At 42.9% G+C, this 26,597-nt stretch carries 14 protein-coding genes and 1 pseudogene; 7 read left to right on the forward strand and 8 right to left on the reverse strand.

Annotated features, from left to right (window positions below):
* The first annotated feature begins 588 nt into the window (after nt 1-588).
* From gatE to EQO05_RS12475, 4 genes are all read left to right on the forward strand, one after another.
* Nucleotides 589-2,490 carry a Glu-tRNA(Gln) amidotransferase subunit GatE gene (gene gatE, locus EQO05_RS12455; protein ID WP_128507001.1) on the forward strand — a complete coding sequence of 634 codons (1,902 nt, stop codon included), beginning with the start codon at nt 589-591 and terminating at the stop codon, nt 2,488-2,490.
* A gap of 572 nt (nt 2,491-3,062) precedes the next feature.
* The gene (locus EQO05_RS12465; RefSeq protein WP_128507002.1) at nt 3,063-3,446 is read left to right on the forward strand and encodes a response regulator; all 384 of its coding nucleotides are present in this window, start codon (nt 3,063-3,065) and stop codon (nt 3,444-3,446) included.
* Nucleotides 3,447-3,773: 327 nt separating this feature from the next.
* Nucleotides 3,774-5,255: an aldehyde dehydrogenase family protein gene (locus EQO05_RS12470; RefSeq protein WP_128507004.1), complete on the forward strand. Its 1,482-nt coding sequence runs from the start codon at nt 3,774-3,776 to the stop codon at nt 5,253-5,255.
* 79 nt (nt 5,256-5,334) lie between these two features.
* Entirely contained in the window at nt 5,335-6,696 is a 1,362-nt protein-coding gene (locus EQO05_RS12475) for an aminotransferase class III-fold pyridoxal phosphate-dependent enzyme (protein ID WP_240664650.1), read from the forward strand.
* Nucleotides 6,697-7,132: 436 nt separating this feature from the next.
* On the opposite strand, the gene EQO05_RS12480 is transcribed toward EQO05_RS12475, so the two are convergent.
* From EQO05_RS12480 to EQO05_RS12505, 6 genes and pseudogenes are all read right to left on the reverse strand, one after another.
* Entirely contained in the window at nt 7,133-7,633 is a 501-nt protein-coding gene (locus EQO05_RS12480) for a hypothetical protein (RefSeq protein ID WP_128507007.1), read from the reverse strand.
* Nucleotides 7,634-7,749: 116 nt separating this feature from the next.
* Nucleotides 7,750-8,688, reverse strand: a pseudogene (locus EQO05_RS12485) (ankyrin repeat domain-containing protein); the annotation flags it as partial.
* Between the two features lie 485 nt (nt 8,689-9,173).
* Nucleotides 9,174-10,019, reverse strand: coding sequence for a tetratricopeptide repeat protein (locus EQO05_RS12490; RefSeq protein WP_128507011.1), 846 nt, complete (start codon nt 10,017-10,019; stop codon nt 9,174-9,176).
* 267 nt (nt 10,020-10,286) lie between these two features.
* Nucleotides 10,287-11,228, reverse strand: coding sequence for a glycine betaine ABC transporter substrate-binding protein (locus EQO05_RS12495; protein WP_205793809.1), 942 nt, complete (start codon nt 11,226-11,228; stop codon nt 10,287-10,289).
* 162 nt (nt 11,229-11,390) lie between these two features.
* Complete coding sequence (locus EQO05_RS12500; RefSeq protein ID WP_128507013.1) at nt 11,391-12,224, reverse strand: proline/glycine betaine ABC transporter permease; 834 nt, start codon at nt 12,222-12,224, stop codon at nt 11,391-11,393.
* Nucleotides 12,221-13,576, reverse strand: a complete 1,356-nt coding sequence (locus EQO05_RS12505; RefSeq protein WP_128507015.1) for a glycine betaine/L-proline ABC transporter ATP-binding protein — start codon at nt 13,574-13,576, stop codon at nt 12,221-12,223. Before EQO05_RS12505 ends, EQO05_RS12500 begins: the two co-directional genes overlap by 4 nt.
* Nucleotides 13,577-14,387: 811 nt before the next feature.
* Between EQO05_RS12505 and carA the strand changes: the two genes are divergently transcribed.
* From carA to EQO05_RS12520, 3 genes are all read left to right on the forward strand, one after another.
* Nucleotides 14,388-15,494, forward strand: a complete 1,107-nt coding sequence (gene carA / locus EQO05_RS12510; RefSeq protein WP_128507067.1) for a glutamine-hydrolyzing carbamoyl-phosphate synthase small subunit — start codon at nt 14,388-14,390, stop codon at nt 15,492-15,494.
* On the forward strand, nt 15,494-18,706 hold the full coding sequence (gene carB, locus EQO05_RS12515; RefSeq protein WP_128507017.1) for a carbamoyl-phosphate synthase large subunit: 3,213 nt from the start codon (nt 15,494-15,496) through the stop codon (nt 18,704-18,706). The genes carA and carB overlap by 1 nt, the downstream gene beginning before the upstream one ends.
* A gap of 227 nt (nt 18,707-18,933) precedes the next feature.
* Nucleotides 18,934-20,118, forward strand: coding sequence for an argininosuccinate synthase (locus EQO05_RS12520; protein ID WP_128507019.1), 1,185 nt, complete (start codon nt 18,934-18,936; stop codon nt 20,116-20,118).
* A gap of 352 nt (nt 20,119-20,470) precedes the next feature.
* On the opposite strand, the gene EQO05_RS12525 is transcribed toward EQO05_RS12520, so the two are convergent.
* Together EQO05_RS12525 and EQO05_RS12535 are read right to left on the reverse strand one after the other, a co-directional pair.
* Entirely contained in the window at nt 20,471-21,463 is a 993-nt protein-coding gene (locus EQO05_RS12525; RefSeq protein ID WP_128507021.1) for a DUF4238 domain-containing protein, read from the reverse strand.
* Between the two features lie 201 nt (nt 21,464-21,664).
* Nucleotides 21,665-26,431 (reverse strand): DUF3320 domain-containing protein, encoded by a 4,767-nt coding sequence (locus tag EQO05_RS12535; protein WP_128507023.1) that lies wholly within the window; start codon nt 26,429-26,431, stop codon nt 21,665-21,667.
* Nucleotides 26,432-26,597 lie beyond the last annotated feature (166 nt).

Raw genomic sequence — 26,597 nt, forward strand, 5'->3', positions numbered from 1 at the left:
TTATCAATGTACTGGATATTTTTAAATTGCTTGAAGAAGCTAAAACCTCGCTAATTCACATAAGCACGCTCCAGAAATACCGCCATAATCCCGGAGGAGATTTTTTCTGGGCAAGTCGGAAATTAAAATAGTTTTCAATAATCACTTATCTGCCGGAGAGCGACCAGCCCGTTACCATTCTTTATTACCTGGTGAGTCAATTAAATTGTTTCACTCTTTTACTCTTATATACAGAGATACCTTTATACATTCTGTCATACCTTTTACATTCAATTTATTACTTAATGATTATTCAACATTAACATATAATTGCCAGTGCTGACCGAAAAAACTAAGAAAGGAATAGAGCGCAAAAAGGTTTAAAAGAAGAAAGGAAGTAATGAGCCGAAGGACTTAAAACCCAAGGGAGAGCAAAAAGATTTAATTTAAAAGACAGGACTTGAAAGAAAATTAGAAAGGGCTGAAGGGAGAATTAAAGATAATTTAAAGAGAAATCAGGGAAATTTAGTGAAGATTTAAGAAAATTTAATAAGAGTTAACGGGAGTTAGAGAAATTAAGGCGCTTCCTGCTTAGATTCGGGTGAAAATATGGAAAAGTACGATTACAGTGAACTTGGGCTGAAAGCCGGGCTTGAAATTCACCAGCAGCTTGATTCGAAGGAGAAGCTGTTCTGCAGGTGTCCTACCCTTATCAGGGATGTCAGGGATTCGGATTTTGAGTTTTTCAGGTATCTCAGGGCTACGGAAAGCGAAATGGGAGAAAAGGACAGGGCTGCCGTGGAGCAGACCAAAATCAGGAGGAAGTATATTTATAAGGCATATGACACGACCTGCCTTGTAGAGAATGATGAAGAGCCTCCAAGAGAATTGAATAAGGAAGCCCTTGAAATTTCCCTCGGGATTGCAAAACTCTTCAACATGAAGCCTGTGGATCAGATGCACGTTATGAGGAAAATCGTCGTGGATGGGTCGAACACGAGCGGGTTTCAGAGAACCGCTTTTCTTGCAAGCGACGGGCATATTGAAACCTCGGACGGGCGTTGTGGAATTGACAGCCTTTGTGTGGAGGAAGAAGCTGCCCAGAAAATAGAGGAAATCGGAGACTCGATTATCTATTCCCTGGACAGACTGGGAATCCCGCTTGTGGAAATCGCGACTGCGCCGGATATAAAGTCCCCCCGCCAGGCAAGAGAGGTTGCCGAGCAAATAGGAATGTTCCTCAGGTCTACAGGGAAAGTAAAGCGAGGGCTTGGCACGATCAGGCAGGATGTAAATATCTCGATTGCCGAAGGCGCAAGAGTGGAAATAAAGGGCGTGCAGGCGCTTGACCTCATAGAGGATATCGTCCGCAGGGAAGTTGAAAGGCAGTTGAACCTTCTTTTTATCCGGCAGGAACTCATGGAAAGAAAAGCTTTCGTCTGCGAAGAAATTTACGACATAACAGGGCTTTTCATAGACACAAAATCCAAGGTCCTGCAAAAAGGCGTGAGAAAAGGTGCAATTCTCGCCGCCCTTCTCAGGAAATTCGATGGGCTTGTAGGCAAAGAAGTTCAGCCGGGAAGAAGGCTCGGTACCGAGTTTTCAGACCGGGCAAAGACCGCGGGAGTAGGAGGGATTTTCCACACCGATGAGCTTCCCAATTACGGGATAACCGAAAAGGAAGTCCAGACCGTCAGGGATGCGATAGGTGCACATCCAGAGGATGCGGTAATAATGGTCGCAGATGAATCTGAAAAGGCCAGGCTTGCAATCGAAGCGGTTATTGCAAGGGCAAAAGAGGCAATCGAAGGGATTCCAGAAGAAACCCGAAGAGCCCTTCCCGATGGGAACACTGCTTATATGCGTCCTCTTCCGGGCGCGGCAAGGATGTACCCTGAAACTGATGTGCCACAGGTTGAAATTTCTCAGGAATATTTTGATTCAATCGAAACTCCCGAACTCCTGACCGAGCGGGCGAAACGTTTTGTTTCTGAAAATGGTCTTAATAAGGAGCTTGCTGAAAAAGTAGCTTACTCAAAATATCTTCCTCTCTTTGAAAACCTGATTGAGACCTACAGGAAAGACACAAATGTGAACTCTACCCTTATTGCCAGGACGCTTGTGGGAATTGTCCCGGAGATCCGGAGAAACGGGGTAGAAACCGAAAACCTTACGGATGAGCATTTCAAAGGGCTTTTTGCAGCGATCTCAAAACAGGAAATCGCAAAGGAAGCCATTCAGGACCTTCTAACCGCCCTTGCAGGAGAGCCGAACCTGAGCGCTCCGAAAGCGATTTCAAATCTCGGGCTCAGTGCCTTTGACCCCGCTGAGGTCGAAAACTTCATCAAGAAAACGGTTAGGGAAAAAGGAGACTTTATCAGGGAAAAAGGTCCGGCAGCTCTTGGCCCACTAATGGGTATCGTTATGAAGGAATACAGGGGCACAGTCGATGGAAAAATCCTCAGCCAGATGCTGAAAAAAGAACTGGACATTTTTATTAGTCAGGGGTAAACTGCCCTCCTTATTTTTGTTCTTTTTTCTCCATCTTTATTTTTTGTTCCTTTTCTCCATCTTTATTTTTTGTTCCTTTTCTCCATCTTTATTTTTTGTTCCTTTTCTTTATCTCTATTTATTTGTCCCTTTTCTCTCTCTTATTTTTGTTCCTTTTCTCTCTCTTATTTTTGTTCCTTTTCTCTCTCTTATTTTTGTTCTTTTTTATTCTATCTCTTTATCTTTTCTTTACTCTTTATTCATACTGTTTTTCTGTATTTTTTATTTTACTCTTCATTTCCTGAGAAATACTATATTCCCATCGTTTTTTTATACCGGATTTCCTTAAGAAAGCTTCAGGCACGCAGAAAGATAAAATAACAAATTCTTATTCCTGAAAGACAGAAATTTCACTCCCGAGACACGCAGATTCCCGTTTGCAGGGTATAGAAGTTAACTTTTTATGTTAATTAAGACATTTATACTAATAATAATAGATATGGCTGAGATTTTGCTACCTCTTACCAGGAACTGGTAAATGGTAACTGATCCACAAGAAGGTTACAGAATAATAACCTCAGGAGAAGACCCCCATGAAAGTACTGCTTGTAGATGACGACCCCCTGTTCTTAGAGCTATCGAAGACTTTTCTAGAACTTTTCCATGATATCGCCTCGGATACTGTAGACTCTGCGAGGGAAGCTCTTCAGAAGCTGGAGAAAGACACATATGATGTGGTAGTTTCAGACTATGATATGCCTTTTATGGACGGCATTACACTCTTGAAAACCATTCGTGACAAAAGCATTAACACCCCCTTCATTCTGTTCACAGGCGTGAACAGGGATGAGATTATGCACCAGGCAATCGAAAATGGTGCAAATTCCTTTATCCAGAAGATAGGAGATCCAAGAACACAGTATTCCGAACTATCAGAACGAATCTGGCAGGTTGTCAGCAGCGGCGCAGGCTGCTAAAAGGAGCAAAAGAAGAAACTTGATCCCTGCAGTAGTCTTCAACCAGGCTCAGGGATCGATTCAGGCCAATGATAATTGTATCTGTCAATAGCTTTTGCTAAACCCGGTTTTCGGGCTTTTTTTCTTCACAGGTTTTTATGAGATATGATGTCCAATTTTACATAGCCTGCTCTTTTATATAGCCTGCTCTATGTCCGATTTTACATAGCCTGCTCTTTTACTTAGTCTACTCCTGCCCAATAAAAAGTTGGATTAGCCCGCAGGCCCGGAAAAAAATTTCTCCAATATATTTATCTCCTTGTATATTCAAGCTTTTAGGGGGATTTTATGGTTCAGGAGTACAAGTTATTTATAGGGGGAGAGTTCAAAAACTCGTCAACAGGAGAGGTCTTTGAGGATATAAATCCGGCTACTCTGGAAAGCCTTGCCACGATACAGATAGCTGGAACCGAAGATGTGGATAAGGCAGTTGATGCAGCAGAGGCCGGTTTCAGGGTATGGAGCAGGGTTCCGGCTCCGAGAAGAGCTGAACTACTTTTCAGGGCAGCCCGGATTTTGCAGGAAAGAAAGGAAGAACTTGCTGTCCTTATGACAGAAGAGATGGGAAAAATCCTGCCTGAAACCAGGGGAGACGTACAGGAAGCTATAGATATCACAAATTATGCCGCAGGGGAAGGAAGGCGGATGTTCGGGGAGACAACGCCCTCCGAACTCAATGAAAAGTTCTGCATGACCGTGCTGAGACCGCTAGGGGTTGTCGGCCTGATTACGCCCTGGAACTTCCCGATTGCGATTCCCGCCTGGAAGATTATGCCGGCTCTTGTAGCTGGGAATTCAATCGTTTTCAAGCCTGCGAGTGATACGCCCCTGCTTGCCCTTAAACTGATAGAGGTACTTATCGAGGCAGGCTTGCCTCCCGGAGTAATAAACCTGGTTACCGGGCCAGGAGGGACTGTCGGGAAAGCCGTAGTCCAGCACCCGCGGATAAGAGCTATTTCCTTTACTGGCAGCCTTGACACCGGGAAATGGATAATGAAAGAATGTTCAAAAACCATGAAACGGGTCTCTCTGGAACTCGGAGGAAAGAACCCGGTAATTGTAATGGATGACGCCGACTTCGAACTTGCCCTTGAAGGTGTGCTGTGGGGAGCTTTCGGGACGACCGGACAGCGCTGTACGGCGACGAGCAGATTGATTCTGCACGAGAAAATAAAAGACGAGTTCACAAAGAGACTGCTTGCGAAAGTCAAAGCTCTCAGGATAGGAAATGGGATCCTGCCTGAAACGGATGTCGGGCCCTTGATCAGTAAAGCTCAGCTTGAGAAAACCGAAAGGTACGTGAGCATAGGGAAAGAAGAAGGCGCGACTCTGCTTACAGGAGGAAAAAGAACCGATCCCGGGCTTCCGGGGTATTTCTTCGAGCCCACAGTGTTTACGGATGTCATGCCGGAAATGAGAATAGCGCAGGAAGAAATCTTCGGGCCGGTACTAGGGATTTTTACGGTTTCAAGTCTGGAAGAGGCAATTGAGGTTGCCAATAATTCCAAATACGGGCTTTCTTCGGCAATCTACACCGGAAACGTAGGAAATGCTTTCAAGGCAATCGAGAAAATCGAAGCCGGAATCACATACATCAATGCCCCTACAATAGGAGCAGAAGTCCATCTCCCCTTCGGGGGTGTGAAAGGGACAGGAAACGGCTTCCGGGAAGCCGGGACCGATGCCATCAGGGAGTTTTCCGAGGTAAAAGCCGTATATATAGATTATAGCGGCAGGCTGCAAAAAGCCCAGATCGATTCGGCAGAATAAGATTCGTGAGCATGGAGAAACCGGGGAGGAATGAGTTCTGGATCAGGAGAAAACCGAGGAATTCGGAAAGGTACAGGGAGTGGAAAAGCCGGCAAAGAATGCATCAAAGGATATGGGGCAGGATTCTGATTTTTATGAGGGGGAAATCGAACTGCTTGATATTGTCGGCCCGAGAGCCAGGGAAATTATCGGGCAGGACTGCAATATAATGTCGGCCTGCGCAGCCCGTCCCTATCCGCTTGTTGTGGACAGTGCAAAGGGTTCTGTTATCAGGGATGTCGATGGAAAAGAATATATTGATCTCGTTGCCGGGATTGCGGTAATGAATGCAGGTTACTCCAACCCTCAGGTTGAGGCTGCAATCTCAGCCCAGCTTGAAAAAATGACTCACTGCGGATACGGGGATTTTTTTGCCGAGCCTCCGTTAAAGCTTGCGAAAAAGCTGGAAGAGCTTTCAGGCTATTCAAAGGTTTTTTACTGCAACAGCGGGACTGAAGCCGTGGAAGCTGCAATCAAGCTTGCCTTCTGGAAAACAAGGCGTCAGGGTCTTATCTCTTTTTATAATGCCTTTCACGGCCGGACTCTGGGTTCCCTCTCCCTGACCTGCTCAAAAGTCAGGCAAAAGGAACACTTTCCTGCGTTTCGCACAGCCCATTCCCACTATGCCTACTGCTACCGATGTCCCTTTAAATTCGAATACCCTTCCTGCGGGATCGAATGTGCAAAAGAACTCGAAAATCTCATCTTCAGACGGGAGTTGAGTCCTGAGGATACGGCTGCCGTTTTCGTAGAACCGATCCAGGGGGAAGGCGGGTACATCGTTCCTCCTCCCGAGTTCCATAAAGAAGTAAGGCAGATCTGTACGGACAATGACGTCCTTCTTGTAGCCGACGAAGTCCAGGCAGGCTGCTTCAGGACAGGCCCCTTCCTTGCCCTGGAAAATTTTGGGGTCAGGGCTGAAATTTCATGCCTTGCAAAAGCTCTTGGAGCAGGCCTTCCTATAGGCGCAATGCTTGCAGACCAGAAGCTTATGGACTGGCCGCCAGGCGTCCATTCAAATACTTTTGGAGGAAACCTCCTGGCTTCAGCTGCGTCCCTCGCTTCCCTTGAGTTTCTGGAAAAGGAAAATACGGAAAACCGGGTAAAGGAACTCGGCTCCTATATAAAGCAGCGCCTGGGAGAACTTCAGGAAAACTTCCCCTTCATTGGGGATGTACGCGGCCTCGGGCTGATGATCGGAGCCGAGATAGTGAAACCTGATAAATCCATAGATCCTTCCAGACGGGATAAAATTCTCAGGGAAGCCTTTAAAGAAGGAATCCTGCTCCTTCCCTGTGGGGATTCGGTAATTCGCTTCTCTCCGCCTCTGGTAATTACAGCCGAAGAGCTTGACCTCGGGCTTGAGAAATTTGAGAAGGCTATGAAAAGAGCAGGAGCTTGAATTTCCAAAAAAATAAAAAATTAAGAACCTGAGAGGAGTTTAAGAAATCTTAGAGTTTATGTAAAAAATTTTAGGGGTTTTTAAATTACTTTTGGGGTTTTTTAAAATAGATTCGATGCTCTTGCAGAGTAATTTTATAGAATAGATCCCGTAAAACTTACAAAGGTTTTTAACCAAATATCGCATATATAATAATATGGATTATAAGAACAATGACCTATTTGAGAACGATGGTTCGGCTTTGATTGTTTTTATAACTACTATTGCGACGGCAGTCAGCCTTCTAGGAATAATGGTATCTATGCTGTGATCCATTTTCCGTAAAGCATAAAAACGGCTTCTTTTTTCATTAAATAGTATACTGTTTCCGGAAAGTAAGATGAGGTAAAACAATAAAAATAGGGAACGCAGTTCCCCTATTCTTTCAACGCTTTCCTTATTCCCTGCCCTGCTCTGAGCCCTTCATTTTGTTCTCTACCTGCCTGAGCGTCAAAAGCCTGCTTGCAAGAGGAGCCATAGGAAGGTCTGCTTTGAGCGTACGCATTCCTGCCTCTGTCAGCATCCTTCCAGGCAGGTCACACAGGATCTCAAGCCCTTTTCCTGCAGGCATCTTCGGGCTTTCGAAAACGGTCTCCGGAAGAGCAGCAGATTTAATCCCTGTACAGGAGCTGGAAACAAGCCTCGGAAGAGTTTCAGGACTCAGGCGGAGATAACCGGAAGACGAAAGTCCCAGGTTCCTGTCAGGCGAGAGCCTTTTATTGAAATCGGGCATAATGCCCCTGAACTGGTCAAGCACAGGGCTTGAGAAAATAGCGGACTCGTAAATAGGAGTAATCTTTCCGGCAAGCTCCTTTTCACGGGCTGCACGGTCAGTTAAATGAGAAGGTAAAGCTGAATTTTCGGATTTGCTGCTATTCATAGCAGTAAGGATTGTCACGATGGTATATCAATTATACGAGGGCTTTTTCTGCTTTTTTCATTATATTGAAAACATAGAAAAAAGGGCTTTCGAACCCAATCCTTTAAACAATGTTATGGAAATATTCCGGAAAATCAGGACCCTGAACCTGCGCCGGCTCTGGTGAGCAGATTAACAATCTCGTCAAATCCTATTTCTTCCGCAATCTCAAGAGCAGTATTTCCATTATGGTCCTGTATAGTAAGGTCGGCACCAGCTTTAATGAGCAGTTCGGTTATATCCTTATATCCTGCCTGTGCCGAAAACATCAAAGCGCTTAGCCCATTTTCATCCCGAATGTTGAGATCGGCGCCGGCTTTGACAAGTAACGCTGCAATATCCTTATATCCTCTCTCTGCTGCATAAATCAAAGCCGTTTTACCGCTTTTGTCCTGAACATCACAATCGGCGCCGGCATTAATGAGTAACTCAACAATACTCTTATGCCCGGTTTTTGCTGCAGCATTCAGGGCTGTATTGTGATTATTGTCCTGAATATTAAGGTCCGCACCAGCTTTAATGAGCAATTCGGCAAGATCCTTATGCCCCCTATATGCGGCAGAAATCAAAGCGGTTTCGCCGTTCCTGTCCTGGGTATCAGGATTTGCTCCGCTTTCAATAAGCAGTCCGGCAATTTGCCTGAATCCTACTTTTACCGCAAACTTCAGAGCAGTATCGCCGTTTTCGTCCTGAATGTTGAGGTCCGCACCGGCTTTGATGAGTAAATCCAGAATATCGCCACGTTCTATCTTTGCCGCAGAAATCAGAGCAGTATCGCCGTTCTCATCCTGAACGTTGAGATCGGCACCATTTTCAATAAATAGTTCTACAAGGTCCCTGTGTCCGTTATTTGCCGCGCAGATCAAACCGGTTTTACCGTATGCATCCTGCAGGTTAACCTCAATTTTATCGCTGTTCAAAAGTTTCTCTACATTTTCTGTCTGCCCGTGTTTGCAAGCGTCTAAAAAATTTTGTGTTTTATCTTTGCCGAATAAATTAGATATAAAGCCCATTAACGTTTCTCCTGAATATCTAAAACTTTCTCATCTAACACACTGGAGCGATCTTTGCATTTTCGATTGAAGCACAAAATCAAGAATATAACTTATATGACTCGATAACCTATATGACTCGATAACTTATATGACTCAGCCTCACGAAATGTGTACAATTGTACATTTATCTAGTTATCACTTTTCAATTGTACATTTATTTAGTTATCAGTTCTCAATTGCAGATTTATTCAGGTTATCAATTCTTCCCGGAATCAAGAGACGAATGCTCCACTGAAAGATATGCAAATACCCGATGCTATCCGGATATAAGTGTTCCGGACCTGTGAGATTCCAAAAAGACAACATTACTATAAGAATTGGTAAATATAAATGGCTTGGAAGGTTACAGGTTTTATAACCAACATATAAAGATTCGGAGCTTTAAGCAGGCTCGCGAACAATTCCCTGCTAATATCCGTTTGTTAAATACTCTTTTACTAATACTCTTTTATAATACTCGTTTGTTAATAAGCGTTAATCTTCGCCTCACAGTACTCTTTTCCATTGCTGGCAGCCTCATTTCCCGGGCTGAGTTTCAGGGCCCGTACATAGCACCTGAATGCCTCGACATATTCGGTAAATTCGCAAAGCAAATCCCCTCCTGTGAGAAGCGCGTCGAGGTGGTCGGGATCGCTTTCAAGAGCCGTCCTGAAGGCATTAAGGGCTTTTTCTTTTTCACCGAGTTCGAGCAATACACTGCCTTTCCAGTACCAGGTCCCTGCATTATCAGGCTTCATAATTGGAGCTTTGTTCCTGGAAAAGAAACTGAACCTGGGAATTTTGCAGGCCCAGTCCGACGCTTTTCTGGGTTCGGCTGCCAGAGCATAATCGAAAATTTCTAGAGCCTTTTCCAGTAGCCCCATCCTGAAATACACTATACCCATGCTGGTCAGGATTTTAGGGGATTCTGGGTCAAATACGAGCGCGTTTTCGAAGGCTTTCAGAGCTTCTTCGTTCCTGTTCAGGGCTGAGAGTACAAAACCCCGGTTGGACCACTCAACAGGGCTCTCAGGCTTAAGCTCAAGGGCGGCATCAACAATTCCCAGGGCTTCTTCGTACCTTTCAAGCTTGAAAAGTGCCATCCCGTAACACGATCTGGCGTCCCCGGCTTTTTCAAGAAACTCTTTTCCGCTGGCTTCTTTCCCTTTTTCAAAAAACACGCCTGCCACTTTGTCCCAGGCATCAGCCGCCTCGCCATAAGCGGTAAGCGCTTCTTCGAACCTGCCCGTCTGAAAAGAAATCCTGCCCTTTCTGTAAGCTTCTTCAGCTAACCTGTCTAGTTCTTTAAGTGTATTTGCCATTTTTGCCATTTTTCCGCCTCAGAAATTGGAAAGAATAATTAAAACCTTATTCCCAAAATTTGAACTGCCACAATTCGCATTCCGAGATGGTTTACATAGGTAGTCTGCTCTTAATCTGAAAAATTATTCTGATAAAAGATTGGCATTCTATGATATATAATATTAAACCTCTGAGGGCGTGCCTTCAGAGTAATAATCCGATAAAAGAAAAAGGTAAAAAAGTAAAGGTAAAGCGGAGGAAATAAAGCTGTATGAAAAGATGATGGGAAAAGAGACTTACTCTTCTCCGATCCATTCATTCACTTTTTCCGGGTTATTTTCAACCCATTTTGCTGCAGCTGCTTCAGGCGTCATCCCGTTCTCAATATCCATCATGACAGCCTGGATGTCATCGTTAGTCCACTGGAAACGAGTCAGGATGCCGTAGAGCCTGGGCTTTTCCTCTTCAAGGCCAAGCCTTGCAACGGTTTCAACGTGGTCGGCATCGCCATACGAGCCTTTAGGGTCATCAAGGTACTTGAGGTCCCAGCGGTCGAAAGCCCAGTGAGGAGACCAGAGAGTCACAACTGCCCATTCTTCGGAATCCACAGCTTTTTTCAGGGAGGCGGTCATTGCTGCGCTATTGCCTGAGACGAGCTCCATTTCCAGGCCATAATCGGAAATCGCAGTTTCTGAAGCCTGCATAATACCTGCTCCTGGCTCGATTCCGATTATTCTGCCGTTAAATTTTTCCTTTTCGGCATTGAGTTCCTCAATGGAATTTATGGTTACATAGGAGGGCACAGCAAGTCCGATTTTGCAGCCCTCAAGGTTTGTCTGTACCGGATCGAGCCGGTCACTGTAAGTTTCCCAGTAGTTCTGGTGGGTATAAGGAAGCCAGGCTGAGGTGGTGAAATCAAACTGCCCGTCAGCAACTCCCTGATAGAGTGGACCTGCATCAACCGCAGTTATTTTCACTTTTTCATACCCTGCCTGTTCGAGCACCTGCTGTATCACATTGGTACTTGCAATTTCGCCGTCCCATAAGACGTATCCTATCTCTACAGGTTCGTTGAACTCCGATGTTCCTGATGCAGGGGAAGTAGCTTCTGCTCCTTCTGCGGTTTCGTCTCCTTTTTCTGCACAGCCTGCTGCAAAAAGTGTAAGTCCTATAACCAGGCAGATTGCAAGAATAGGCCCGAGCTTCTTTACACTTGAAATAAACCTTTCATTAGTCAAAATATCTACATCCTTTTTTAATTTTTTTCAATTTATATGATCTTTTTTTGAGATTTCAGGGTTTGAAATAATGCGTTTTCTTCAGTTTTGGAAGAAAGCGGCTTTGTTTGAGTGGAAAAACCTTATCCTGAACTCTCTTTAAAGAGAGGGTCAGGACAGGGCTTATTTATCCGGGCTGAGGTTCTGGGTAATTCGGTCAAGGACCACTGCAATGATAACTATCCCGAGCCCTGCCTCAAACCCCATGCCGATGTCCACACGCTGAATTCCGAAGAGCACCTGGTAACCGAGTCCTCTTGCACCTATCATGGCGGAAATAACCACCATTGAAAGGGAAAGCATTATGCACTGATTTACCCCTGCCATAATTGTCGGCAGGGCTACAGGCAGCTCAACCTTGACAAGTTTCTGTAAGGGCGTAGACCCGAAAGCATCTGCAACTTCCTTCAGTTCAAGTGGCACCTGTCGAATTCCCAGGTTAGTCAGACGAATTGCAGGAGGCATTGCAAACACCAGAGTTGCAATCATACCTGGCACGTTACCCAGCCCGAAAAAAATCAGGGCAGGAATTAGATAAACAAAGGAAGGCATTGTCTGCATAAGATCCAGGAGTGGTTTCAAAATGTGGAGGAGGAAATCACTTTTCGCAGTGAGAATTCCCAGTGGAATCCCAATGATCAGTGCTAGAAATGCCGAGGATATGACAAGCGAAAGGGTTTCCATTGAAAGTTCCCAGATTTCCAGGTTCTCTATCAAGAGGAACCCGGCAAAAGTTCCCACCGCAAGTTTCAAATTTTTACTACCTGTAGAATAAGCCAGGAATGCAAAAATTAGTGCAATCACAAATGGCGGGAAAAACATCAGAATATCGCTGAATCCAGAGATTATTAAATCAAGGAAATCGCTTATGAGGTCCAGGAACCAGCCTAGATGGAGCTCAACCCAGAATACAGAGGTCTCAACGAAATCTCCTACAGGAATTTTGGGGAGGATCATATTTTCACCTCCATGGCTTCAGAGGTTTTCCCTGGTTTTTCCACCTCGGAAGAGAGGTTTTTCTCAGGAATTAAGTTTCCCTGCTGACATTTTTTACAGGAAATCTCCTCATTTTTATCTTCCATAACAGGCTCATCATCCCCCGCTGAAGCTTCCTCAGTAGTATCCTCAGACATTGCCAGAGCCCCAAGCACGGTTCCACGGATAATAATTCCTTTAAGCTTTCTTTTCTCATCGACTACGGGAAGAGGATAATCGCTGTCTGCAATTAAAGGAATAATCTCGTACAGGGGCATTTCAGGGGGTATGGAAGGAACCTCCCTGACAATGGACTCAAGGCTCCTTTTTGATTTCAGAGCCTCCACAACATCACTAATCATAAGGACGCCTTTCAAAAGCCTGCTTTTCCCTTCAACCACAAAGATTGATGAAATTCCATATTCTTTCATCAATTGTAAGGCTACCCTGGGCCCGGAATTGATGGATACGAGCGGTTCAGGGCGTTTCATAACCGATTCGGCAGTGAAAATCTTAGACCTGTCAACCCCTGCAACAAACCTTGAGACGTAGGAATCTGCAGGGTCGGTCAGGATCTCTTCAGGAGTCCCTATCTGGACTACTTCTCCGTCTTTCATGAGGGCGATGCGGTCTCCGAGTTTCAGGGCTTCATCCAGGTCATGGGAGACAAAAATAATTGTTTTTTGCATCCGATCCTCAAGGGCAAGCAGCTCATCCTGCATATCACTCCTGATAAGGGGGTCAAGGGCACTGAAAGCCTCATCCATAAGCAGGATATCAGGGTCATTGGCAAGTGCCCTTGCAAGCCCTACCCTCTGCTTCATGCCTCCGCTCAACTGGATTATCATGCTATTTTCATAACCCTTGAGCCCCACGGTTTCTATGGCTTCAAGAGCTTTAGAATTACGTTCTTTTTTAGGAATCCCCTGGATCTCAAGCCCATAAGCCACATTATCAAGCACTGACCTGTGGGGGAGCAGGGCAAAGTTCTGAAATACCATGCCAAGCCTGGTTCTGCGAGTGTTCCGCAACTCTTCCACACTCATCCGGGTAATGTCTTTTCCATCTATCAGAATTTCTCCAGAGGTTGGCTCGATAAGGCGATTCAAACAGCGTAAAAGAGTGGATTTCCCTGAGCCCGAAAGCCCCATTATGACGAAGATCTCTCCTTCATTAACTTTGAAATTAACGTTGTTAAGCCCAATAGTCTGCTTTGTTTTTTCAAAAATTTCATTTTTAGATAAGCCTTTGTTTAAGAGGGAAATCACTCTCTGAGGATTCTTTCCGAAAATTTTATTAATGTTTCGCACTTCGAGTTTTGTGTTTTTTTCCATTATGATACCCAAGTTCCACCGAAGTGATTGTTAAAATATCTAATTTTTACAGGAGGTAGAAGTTGTTACAAAATTGCTGCAAAAAGTCATTTTGTAAAATCTGAATTTGTTCGAGTTAATTAGCCCTCTTTGCAGATATTCAGATAATCAGATAACTGAAAAACCCTGGATAATTGATAAGATTCAGGTAACTGATAAGATTCAGGTAACTGATAAGATTCAGGTAACTGATAAGATTCAGGTAACTGATAAGATTCAGGTAACTGAAAATATAAGTTTAAGAGAGCTCTCGATTTTTGCAGCTTAAACAACTTATTTTCCTGACCTGTACTTCGTGTCCAATGATATATAATATTTTTGCGAAAATTTAATATATGATAATAATTCCGAGCCATAAATCTGGCATAAAATACCTATGGTTTCATGATCAAAAAGTATGAAATTTAGCTTCAATTTAGCATATCTAAGTCATAGAATATAGTTTTAATTTACTAAGAAGTATTTCCATTGATAATCCACGAGTAAACCAGTATCTTTCACCAGGTATTCGAAATTTTTACGTTAAAAATTTTATTTTCTCATTGCATTAAAAAGTGTAATTCCCACCAGGTGAAAAAAAAATCTTATATCTGTGCCCGGATTTTTTGAGATAAGCCTTATTTTACAATATGAAGGACGATTTTCCGGGTGGGAATATTTAATTGAAAGATTTATATATTAAAAGACTGAAAAAATAGAGAAAATCCGGGAATCAAGGGATTCATCGCAAAACTTATACATGTCTTATGATATTTACTCGCAGGTTCAGATGATGAAAGCAGTACTAGGCTTAGAAGATGGAACAGTTATTAAAGGCACTGGTCTTGGTGCCGAAGGCACAGCGTGCGGCGAACTTGTTTTTACCACTCAATTCACAGGATATGAGGAGGCTCTGACAGATCCTTCCTACAAGGGTCAGATCTTAATGTTCACTTACCCCCTTATCGGAAACTATGGAGTCAGCGGGGAGCGTTTCCAGTCCGATAATATCCATGCAGAAGGACTTGTTGTCAGGGAAGCCTGCAAAAAGCCCTACCACTACAAATCAACCCGTTCTATCCACAGATTTTTAGAGGATGAGGGAAAGCCAGGAATTGAAGGGGTGGACACCCGAATGCTCACTATAGGAGCAAGGGAGCACGGAACCATGCGGGCAGCCCTTATAACTGGCAGTGACGATGGGGAAGAGGCGGTCAATATAGCAAGGAATTCTCCACAGACCACGGACGAGGAACTTATCTCCCTTGTGACCTGCAAAGAGCCGCGCTTCATTCCCGGAGCCGAAGGCGCCTGGAAGGGCATAAGCAAACGCAAACATGCGGTTGTAGTAGATCTCGGGATAAAGCGCAATATCATAAATAACCTGCACAGTCGGGGAATTGACCTCACTCTGGTTCCTGCAACTGCAAAACCCTCGGAAATCGCAAGCTACGACCCGGATCTCCTTTTCATCTCAAACGGTCCGGGAGACCCTGAGAAAGCAAAGGACGCAATAAATGCCGTAAAGGCTTTCGCAGGTACGATTCCTGTCTGCGGAATCTGCTTCGGGCACCAGATTATTTCCCTTGCCATGGGAGCAAGGACTTACAAGTTGAAATTCGGGCACAGGGGAGGAAACCAGCCTGTAAAGGATCTGGTTGAAAACAGAATTTTCATAACCTCCCAGAATCACGGGTATGCCGTTGATGCGGACTCTCTTGACGGGACAGGGCTCTATGTAAAGTGCCTGAACGCAAACGACAGGACCGTAGAAGGGGTTTCACATAAAGACCTGGATATTTTCAGTGTGCAGTTCCATCCTGAAGCCCAAGCAGGACCGCTGGATACCGAGGAAACGTTTTTTGGCAGGGTAGTAAAGGTTCTCGGAGGTGAGATTTAATGCCCAGGCGTGAGGACATAAAGAAGGTTCTGCTTATAGGCTCAGGCCCAATCACTATAGGACAGGCTGCTGAATTCGATTTTTCAGGCAGTCAGGCCTGCAGGTCCTTAAAGGAAGAAGGGGTAAAGGTTGTACTTGTAAACTCAAACCCTGCAACCATAATGACCGATCCTGAAATGGCGGATTCGGTTTATATCGAGCCCCTTGATGCCAGAATAATAGAAAAGATTATTGAAAAAGAACGCCCTGACGGGATTATCGCAGGCATTGGAGGGCAAACCGGCCTTAATATTACCAGTGAACTTGCAGAGATGGGCGTTTTTGAGAAATACGGGGTTCAAATTCTGGGGACTCCTGTTGAAGCCATAAAAAATACCGAAGACAGGGAGCTCTTTAAAGAGACCATGCTCAGGATAGGGGAAAAAGTACCCTTAAGCCGTGCAGTCCATTCTCTAAAAGAGGCCGAAGAAGTTGTCGGGGAGCTCGGCCTTCCCCTTATCGTCCGTCCGGCTTACACCCTTGGCGGGGCTGGCGGTGGAATTGCCCGTACAAAAGAAGAACTGCTTGAGATCACGGAACGCGGGCTCAGGCGCAGCCGGATTTCCCAGGTGCTCATAGAAGAGAGCGTGCTCGGCTGGGCAGAGGTCGAGTATGAGGTCATGCGGGATGCAAACGATACCTGCATCGTGATCTGTAATATGGAAAATATTGACCCCATGGGCGTCCACACCGGAGAATCGGCAGTTGTTGCCCCTTCCCAGACCTTAAGCGATGCCGAGCACCAGATGCTCAGGAGCGCTTCGATTAAGATTATCCGCGCCCTCAAGATCGAAGGTGGGTGCAATATCCAGTATGCCTTAAAAGAAGGCGACTACCGCATTGTCGAGGTAAATCCCAGGGTTTCAAGATCGTCAGCCCTGGCATCAAAAGCTACAGGCTACCCGATTGCCCGCGTAACCGCAAAGATCGCAATCGGAATGACGCTTGATGAGATCATAAATAACGTTACCAAAAATACTCCTGCTTCTTTTGAGCCGGCTCTGGACTACGTAATTACAAAGATTCCCAGGTGGCCTTTCGACAAGTTCACAACGGCAGACAAGACCCTGACCACAGCCATGAAAAGTACGGGAGAGGTCATGGCAATCGGCAGGACAATTGAAGAATCCTTACTAAAGGCATTCAAGTCCCTCGATATTGATTCCCAGTTAGGGATAAAGCGCTGGGAAGAACCTGAAATAAAAACTCTCCTCAAGACACCTACAAGCGAACGCCTTTTTGTATTATTCCATGCGCTTGAGCGGGGCATGCCGATAAAGGAAATTGCCGAGCTCTCAGGCATCAATCCCTTCTTCATCTCGAAGATGAAAAGGATCGTGGAGATGGAAAAGCGCATCAGGGCAGAGGAACTTACACCTGAACTCCTGCGCGAAGCAAAAAGGATGGGTTTCCCGGATACCCGCCTTGCCGAGCTTACCGGCAGGACAAGACCGGAAATAAGCGACCTCAGGCATGACGCCGGAATTCTGGCAACTTTCAAGATGGTGGATACCTGCGCAGCCGAGTTCGAAGCAGCTACTCCTTATTACTATTCAACTTACGAAGACACCTGCGAGACGAATCCCACGGACAGGAAGAAGATTCTTATCCTCGGGGCAGGCCCGATCAGGATAGGACAGGGAATCGAATTCGATTACTGTACCGTGCATGCAGTCACTGCGCTTCGGGAAGAAGGCATTGAGACTCATATCATCAATAACAATCCCGAAACCGTATCAACAGACTTCGATACCTCGGACAAGCTCTTTTTTGAGCCTCTAACCCTGGAATCCGTGATGAACGTAATCGAGCGCGAAAGACCTTACGGAGTGTTTGTACAGTTCGGAGGGCAAACCTCCGTGAACCTTGCACTGCCCCTCAAGCAGGAATTGAAGCGCAGGACCGACCTTGATACCGTAATAATGGGCACTGATCCCGCAGACATGGACCTTGCCGAAGACAGGGAAAAGTTCTATCTTCTTATGCAAGAACTCGGTATTCCGCAGCCTGAAGGCGGATATGCGACTTCCCAGCAGGAGGCAATCGAGGTTGCAAAACGGATCGGTTTCCCTGTGCTTGTGCGCCCCTCCTATGTGCTCGGCGGGCGGGCAATGGAAATCGTGTATGATGAAATCGACCTTGAGCGTTATATGAGAGAGGCAGTCAGGGTCTCACCCGAACACCCGATCCTTATTGACGATTTTCTTGAGGCAGCCTCTGAAATCGACGTCGATGCGGTCTGCGACCAGGAAAATGTGCTTATAGGCGCAATTATGGAGCATATCGAGGAAGCAGGCGTACACTCCGGGGATTCGGCATGTGTAATTCCGCCACAGACCCTCTCGCCTGAAGTGCTTTCACAGGTCAGGGACTATACCCGAAAAGTTGCCCTTGGTCTCAAGGTCAAAGGCCTGATCAACCTTCAGATGGCAGAAAAAGGTGGAAAGGTCTTTGTGCTTGAAGCAAATCCCCGTTCAAGCAGAACAATTCCCTTTGTCTCAAAAGCGGTTGGAATTCCACTTGCAAAAATCGCAGCCAAAGTTATTGCAGGGCACAGCTTAAAGAGCCTGGGTTATACGGACGAACCGAAACCCAAACATGTCTCGATTAAGGAGGTTCTCCTGCCTTTTGATAAATTGCCAGGCGCAGACCCTGTACTCGGTCCGGAGATGAAAAGCACGGGCGAGGTCATGGGTATTGACTACGACTTCGGAAGGGCATATTATAAAGCCGAACTTGCAGCCGATAACGTCCTGCCCCTTACGGGAAAGGTTTTCCTCTCCATAAGGAATGCCGACAAAACCGACCTTGTAGATGTTGCAAAGAAACTGCAGGCTGCAGGGCTTGAACTTATGGGCACGCAGGGTACTGTAAACTATCTTGCAAAGCATGGGGTTTTCATGGACGTGGTAAAGAAAGTCCACGACGGAAGCCCTAATGTCATAGATATGATGCGCAGGGACGAGGTTGACCTTATTATCAACACCCCGACAAGCAAACAGTCCCGCAGGGACGGTTCGAGGATAAGGCGGGCAGCCGTGGATTTCAAGGTTCCGTACATCACCACAATGCAGGCAGCAATTGCCGCAGCCGATGCTATAGAGACCATGAAGAAAGGGCAGGACCTTACAATCAAATCCATTAACGAGTACCACAGGGAGATGGAGCAGTAAATCAAAGCCCTGGAAGGCAGAACCCGGATAAAAGCCGGGAAGTTCCGAACCAGCGTTCTGCTCAAACGATCTGAACCGAAAAAGATGGCCTGTCTGCCATCTTTAAATATTTTGCTTTGACTAACAGGTTTATTCAACCTTATTTATCTGTCTCAAGTCACCATATCACTCAGGTCACTTATCACTCTTATTTGTCTTAATTAATAAATTAAAGGGGTAGTAAAAGCATGGCAAAGAAAGTTGCACTTGCATATTCAGGAGGGCTTGACACCTCGGTGTGCATTCCCATCCTCAAGGAAAAGTACGGATACGATGAAGTAATTACAATCTCGGTCGATGTCGGCCAGCCTGAAGAGGAAATCAAAAGGGCGGACGTAAAAGCCGAGAAGATCAGCGACAAGCATTATACAATCGATGCAAAGGAAGAGTTCATAAGAGACTACATCTTCCCCCTCATCAAAGCCAACGGAAGCTACGAAGGCTACGTAATGGGAACTTCGGTTGCCCGCCCCCTGATCGCCAAAAAAGTGGTAGAGGCTGCCAGAAAAGAAGGCGCAGTCGCCCTTGCGCACGGCTGCACAGGGAAAGGCAATGACCAGCTCCGTTTCGAAGCCGTTTTCCGCCAGACCGACATGGATGTTATCGCCCCGATGCGGGAAATGAACCTGACCCGCGAGTGGGAAATCGAGTACGCAAAAGAGCACGGAATCCCTGTGGAAGCCACAAAATCCAAGCCCTGGAGCGTTGACGAAAACATCTGGAGCCGCAGCATCGAAGGCGGCAGGCTTGAAGACCCCTCTTTTGTCCCGCCCGAGGAAATCTATGAGTGGACAACCTCTCCTGAAAAAGCCCCTGACCAGCCCAGGATTATTGACATCGGTTTCGAAGCAGGTGTCCCAATCTCCCTTGACGGCGAAACCCTCAGCGGCTACGACCTCGTTAAGAAGATGAACGTCATTGCAGGCGAAAACGGCGTCGGCAGAACCGACATGATTGAAGACCGTGTGCTGGGCTTAAAAGCCCGCGAGAACTACGAGCACCCCGCTGCAACCGTCCTCCTCGCAGCCCACGCCGACCTCGAAAAACTCGTCCTCACCCGCGGGGAACTGAAGTTCAAGAAAATCGTCGACGACCAGTGGTCCGAAATGGCATACGCCGGCCTGGTGGACGACCCCCTCTTTGCCGACCTCAACGCCTTTATCGACAAGTCCCAGGAAAGGGTCACAGGCACAGTAAAAGTGAAGCTCTACAAAGGCGCCCTCACAATCCTTGCCCGCAGTTCGCCGAATGCCCTCTATTCCGAGGATCTGGTTTCATTTGATAGTAAGACGATTGACCAGAAGGATGCAGAAGGGTTTGCGAAGTATCACGGGTTCCAGGCGAGGATGTACAGGAAGGTAATGGAAAAATAAAGTTGTGAGTTTTGTCTGTTCCTTTTAAGGGAGCAGATTTCTACTTTTTAATTGAACTTCGCTTATTCTCTAGCTGTTTTTTCTGTTTTGATTATTGTTTGCGTGGAATCAAATCTCTTTATTTTCTAATAAACATGTAACATTTTTAAGATCACATGTTATACCCCGGGCTCTCACCGGTCGACGAAGGAGACCGGCTTTTTCCTAATGAATAATGAAAATTGATTGGTATAGAAAATAAGGTTATGAGACTAATTTATCAAGCTTTAAAAGTCTTTATAAGTACTTTATTCTAACTTAAAATATACTCCCAAGCATTTTGACCAAATTAATATTCGAATTTCCGAATATGTTATAAGCACTTTGTTGTAAGGATCTGTATTTGTTCCTCAGTAAGAGAAATATCATCACGAGAAAAAATGTGCCTTACTGAGTTATTCACTTGAAACTTATTTTTGTCAATAACACTTTGAAGATTATCATCTCTTATTTTGGGTGGATATTCATATGAAGAGGAATCGTACATGAGCAAACAAATTTTTGGGCTTAGGGGGAAGTAGATTTTACATCCTTTTCGGACTTGGCACTCTTTGTATGGATCAAAATCAGTTATGTTATCTACTGCAACTGGGTTGTCTGAGGTCCAATAAGACGAATTAGTTTGGTTTATATATAGTGTCCAACCCATGCTTAAAAAGACATTTCTATTTTTTTCCATGGTACTAAACATAGCTGTTATATGAAGATACGGTAGTAACTCTTCCATATAAAGCAAACACACTAAAGTTTCGATTTCGTTAGCAGATTTTGCTTTTTCTATCCGTTCTTTTATAAAGCGGCAAGTAGTGTTTTTAATATTATCTCTTTGTGCTTTAGTTCTTCTATACTGAAAAAAGACTGATAAAGCAAACAACACTTTTTCATATTCACTCAATTGAGCTAAATCTTCTGAGTCTATTATTTTTTTGTGTACTTTACTAAACTCAGTTTCAAGAACACTAAGAAACTGCTCAAGAGAAATAACAAATAGGGGTTCTTCACCGGCATTCAATTCAGCTAAATCTTTTAAATTTTTAATTTCTTTGTACACTTTATTCAACTTAGATTTATCAGCTTTATGAATATTTAAAAATCGTTTATAAAAATAATCCGGTTCGCCTTTAATGATATCGTAAAAATAATCTTCACAGGCAACATTCTTTATGTTAGTTTTAAAATATTTCTTTGTATATTTGTCAAGTGTATATATATGATATTCTTTCTTTTTCATTGTTGAAAATTGTCTAAGGTAAAACTTTGGTACATAATGGTGACTTATAGGTTGTTGATCATTTGATTCGCTCATACTTCTTCATAATATGTAATTTGCTTAAAACTTACGTTTTTTTCTTTTTTAGAGTTGTTAAATAGTTATTCCTTTACTTTATCTTATAAACATATAGTGAAGGTCAAACTCTACAAAGGCGCACTTACTATCCTTGCTCGCAGCTCTCTAAATGCCCTTTATTCCGAAGACCTGGTTTGTTCGTTTTTTCTAGAGATACGTTTAATGCTGAATAATTTGCTTAGCAGTAACGGTCTCTTTGAAGTATAACATATTATTCGGTAGTTTTGTCAGGTGGTTATCTTGTATTAGAGACTCAATTATATTGTTAATTTTATCTTTAGCGTTCTTTCGTACCACTTTAATTCCAAGAACTCGTGCCGCCTGAGATGTTAGATCTTCCTGAGCAGTAGAGTACTGGTTATTAAGAACAAAAAATACAGCTTGAGCTATTTCCTCATCGCAAATCCATTCAATTTTCACTGATGTGTCCCCGCAACGTTTTCTCAATAAACAATCAGGCTCAGAATCTGGCCAAAGAAAATGATCTTTAATCAATATCTTTTTTGATTTCTCCGCAGATTTAATTGCACTCTGAATCGTGCTTTTTATTACGTTTCCAGCACGTGCAATTCCAAAGTGCATTTTAACGCGTTGAATTAGCTCATCTGAATGGATAGGTCCCTCAATCTTAACAATCTTTGTAATTATTTCTTCTAATTGAAATTCATATAATTCAGAGAAATCTTTTGTAGAAATATCAGTCAGTGGACAAATTTTATATTTTGGAATTTCATTTTGAGGCTTTTCCAATGTTTCATTCTGCGATGTAAAACAATTGATCACATTGGTTTTCTCATCATTCCTGATCTTATCCTGATAAGTCTCCGAATTATTTTTCGGACTAATTCCTTCAGTCATCTTGCTTAATTTTGTGCTTTCTATAGCTTCCAATAACTTTTTCCCACTTTCTACAGGGTGACGATACCAATCTGTTGACCATACTCTGTAAATTTTCCATCCAAGCTCCTCCAATCTTTGTTGACGTAACCTATCACGATCGCGTGCAACAGGCGAAGAATGGTACTGTGCACCATCACATTCAATTCCAATGAGATAACGTCCACGATTACGCTGATCTACAATTGCAAGGTCAATTCTATAGGCAGCACATCCAACCTGTTTATGAACTTCGTATCCATTGTCTCTCAGGAATTCGTACACGGAATCCTCAAATGGTGAGTCGCTATCTTCGCCAGGACCAGATATTGGATTAAAATTTTTAGTTTCTGCATATTCAAGAAAAGTTTTTAGGGCTTTCAAACCAACTGAAGCACTCCCGTCAATGCTTAGATCTTTTGCTGTGAAATTCGAGAAAACAATACACTTCTCACGCGCTCTGCTGATCAAAACATTAAGTCTTCTTTCCCCACCTTCCTGATTAAGAGCACCGAAACTGCGGGACAACTTATGATAAGAATCAAATCCGAAGCCTACACTTATGAAAATAATATCTCTTTCATCTCCCTGAATGGTCTCGATATTTTTAACAAAAAATTTCTCACTTTTTTCATTTTTAAAGTATATTGCAGGATCTTGATGTATGAGTAAATCTATTTCATTTAATATTGCTTGCTGCTGTTTGGTATTGAAAGTACCTACTCCAATACTTTTAGAGGGATAAAGGTTATATTGTTCTAGAACAGCTTTTGCAACTGCATGCGCTTCTCCAAGATTTACACTGCTTTTACCTCTATCGTATATAGTATCCGGAAGATGCACAAATTTTAATCCGAGATTTTCACTATCATGCATGGGAGAGGGGTATACGTAAAGGCGATTATTATAGAATTCACGGTTAGAAACTGCGATCAAAGAGTCATGTCTGCTCCGATAGTGCCAGAGAAGTGATTTTGAAGGAAAACTTCTCTTGCACATATTCAAAATACTTTCCATATCTTTATAATCTGAATCATCATCAGGATCAAAGTCTAAAGCATCAGCAACATGATCAAAGAAGCTTGTTGGAGGAAGTTGGCGAGAATCTCCCATCACAACGGCTTGATTTCCACGCAACAGAGCTCCAATTGCGTCTTCGGGCTTAACTTGACTGGCTTCATCAAAAACAATTACATCAAATTTTGTTGTGCTTGGGTCAAGGTACTGAGCAACTGAGAGAGGACTCATCATAAAACAGGGTTTTATTTTCTGTATTAAGCCTCCAGCTTTAGTCATGAGTTTTCTAATTGGTAGGTGGCCACGCTTTCGAGTAAACTCTTTTAAGAGGATGCCAGCTTCAGAATCTTTTGAAGCTCCAGAAGATAAATTAGGTCTATGACAGTATGCTTCGTATGCGATACGTTGACGATTTAAGAAAATAACTCTTTTATCGAGTTCTTTAAATTTGCTGATCTTATTATCCTGAAGTTCTTTAACAAATTCTGGAAGGAACTTTTTTTCTCTAAAAATAATTCTCAATAAACTATCTACGTAGTTACCTTTAAACGCATACACAAGGTCTTCTGCAATAATTTTATCATTATCAATTAAATGGATTAAAGGTGCTGCAACGGTATGTAAACACTTGTTTCTGTGATTGATGAAATGACTCCATGTGATAAGCGATGACTGTTCGTACTTCCACAAGTTTAATTTATTTTTTGTCTCTTCAAATGTAACGTCATCAAAACTTCTTCCAAATATAGTTTCAAAGTCTGGCTTGATTAGTCTGAACAATGAATTTTGCTGGTCTACCAATTTAGTGTTAATTTGCTGTATATTTTTAATATCCAAACTCAAATCTTCCTTGTTAGAACCTTTGCTTATTAGCTTACAAGCATTTTCTGAGAGTTTGCCTTCTAATACACACCTTTTAAAAGAAACAATCATTTTACTGAGATCTTCCAATGATTTGGGGTCTGTTTTTTCATTATTCCAATAAATTCCAAAAAACTTTTTTCCTCTAGATTGTAAGCTCTCAAAATTCTCTAGTGTTAACTTCAAGTCAGATACATAACGTAAGTCTTCTAAGATTTTAATATCATCAGAAGGAGGCTTTGAGTTATAATAACTTTGAATTTCACGTTTAGTCTTTTTATATTTTGAACTTAAAAATTTTAGGAACTTTGAAGACAATGATTTAAAAGAAGAAACATCAATCTCTAATATAGAAATTTTAAATTTATCTTTGACAATTGAGTCCAGTTCTTGATATTTTCTTAATTCTAATATGAGCTCCTCTGCATCTTTATTTGGAGAGTTCCACTCTGGATTTTTTAGAACCTCTTCATCTATCTGAGGCATTGAGACAATAATTTTAGCAGCATCAATTAAAGGGATGAGTTGAGATTCTGATAAAGGAGTATCAGTTCCAGTAAGATTCACCACTTTTTTAACTAGGGATTCTAGATCTGAGACCGATTGCAAAGTCTCATCAATTAATTTATTAAGCTCCTCAATGTCAGGAGGCAAAAGGTCATCGGGTTCACAACCTCTCCAAGGGTTAGATGATACTGTGTTTATAGAAGGTAACAATTCTGTCAACTTCTCAAGTGTTGAAATTGCTTTATCCCATTGATTATTGTCCCATTTATCGGGATCGGAAAACTCAACTCTTAGCATTGATCTATTTACTTTTGTAAAATAAAGTCGGACTTCTTCTCTTAAACCATATAGATTATATAAAGAAATGCCACGTTTTCCAATGGGTTCATGAAGAGCCCTTGCATACTCATTTAATTCTGACTTTAACTGCTCTAGTTTATTAATCTCTTGATCAATATTTACCTGTTTTATTGGAGGCTTGTTTAAAGTGCGTTCAAGTTCAGACAGTACCTCTTTTTTCTTTGCTTTATTACTGTGAATCTCGAGACATAAATCGCCCAGACCTGTATTATCAATACGAGTTTTCACGACTTGTAAAGCTGCCATTTTTTCACTAACAAAAAGTACGCTTTTTCCCTGTACTAGTAATTCAGCAATGGTATTAGCAATTGTCTGAGATTTTCCAGTTCCTGGAGGTCCTTCTACAACGAGATTCTTTCCAGCTTTTACATCTTCAATAACTGCAATTTGAGAAGAATCAGCATCCATAATATGATATGTATTTTTTGCAGAAAGTTTTATATCAACATCGTTTTCTGAAAAGCTCTGTAAATTCCTTGGATCTGACTTTGGGTTAAAAATTTGTTCCATAAGAGGATGATTTGCAGGAGATAAATTTCCAGGCCACGCCACAGGATCCAAGTCTTTGTACATAACGAATTTTTTAAAGTTAAAAAAATCAAGTGAAATTTCACTAAGTACTTTCCAATCCTTCTTTTCTGAAATAGCATTTACAACAGATTGGAAATAAGTGTCGATACCAGTTTTTTCATCAGGCATTTCAAATTCTGGGAGTTCAACACCTTGTTCAGCAAGCTTTGCCTGCAAGGTGATCGATGTAAAGATATCATCTCCAGTCCATTGTAGCGTAAATTTACGTCCCACTCCCGGACGTTTAAGTTCGACTGGAACAAGAATTAGGGGAGCTTTATGTACGATATTTGAATCTTTGCTCTCTGTCCAATTTAGAAAACCAAGGGCAAGATATAGTACTGGATATCCTTGTTCTTCAAATACTGAATTAGCTTTATTAGCTATGTAGAATAGACGTTTTTCAAGCTCTTCAGGTTCATAAGGAGTATTAAGGTAATTGTCAAAATAATTCTCTGGCTCTTCGTCCTCATTAATTATTGGAGCCCATTTAATATCTGCATTATCAACTGCCTCAAAATCAGTTTTTAATGTGTTAGAATCCTGATTTATAGCTGGTAAAAACTTCATCGACTTTTCTTGAAGGACAAATATATTGTAAATCTCACGAGGATGTTCATCTATTATCGATAAAGTTTGACTTTTTGATACCCTATAGTTAACTAAGTTATTTCTTAGAGAAAGATCTAAAAGATTTTGACGCAAGAGATCTAATTCTTTTTCTATATTCGCCATATTAACACTGCCAGTATCTAAATTTGAAAATCTATAATGAGAAAGAAGGAACTATTAACGAATCTGCCTTTTTCATACAATTTCTTACAATAAAAATCTTCTTAATTTCAATAAAATCAGAAAATCTCCCAAGAGGAAGAAGAAACACTTAATTTAAAGAAGCCCT

It is taken from the genome of Methanosarcina sp. MSH10X1, assembly GCF_004099695.1.
In the GTDB taxonomy this organism is placed as follows: Archaea; Halobacteriota; Methanosarcinia; order Methanosarcinales; family Methanosarcinaceae; genus Methanosarcina.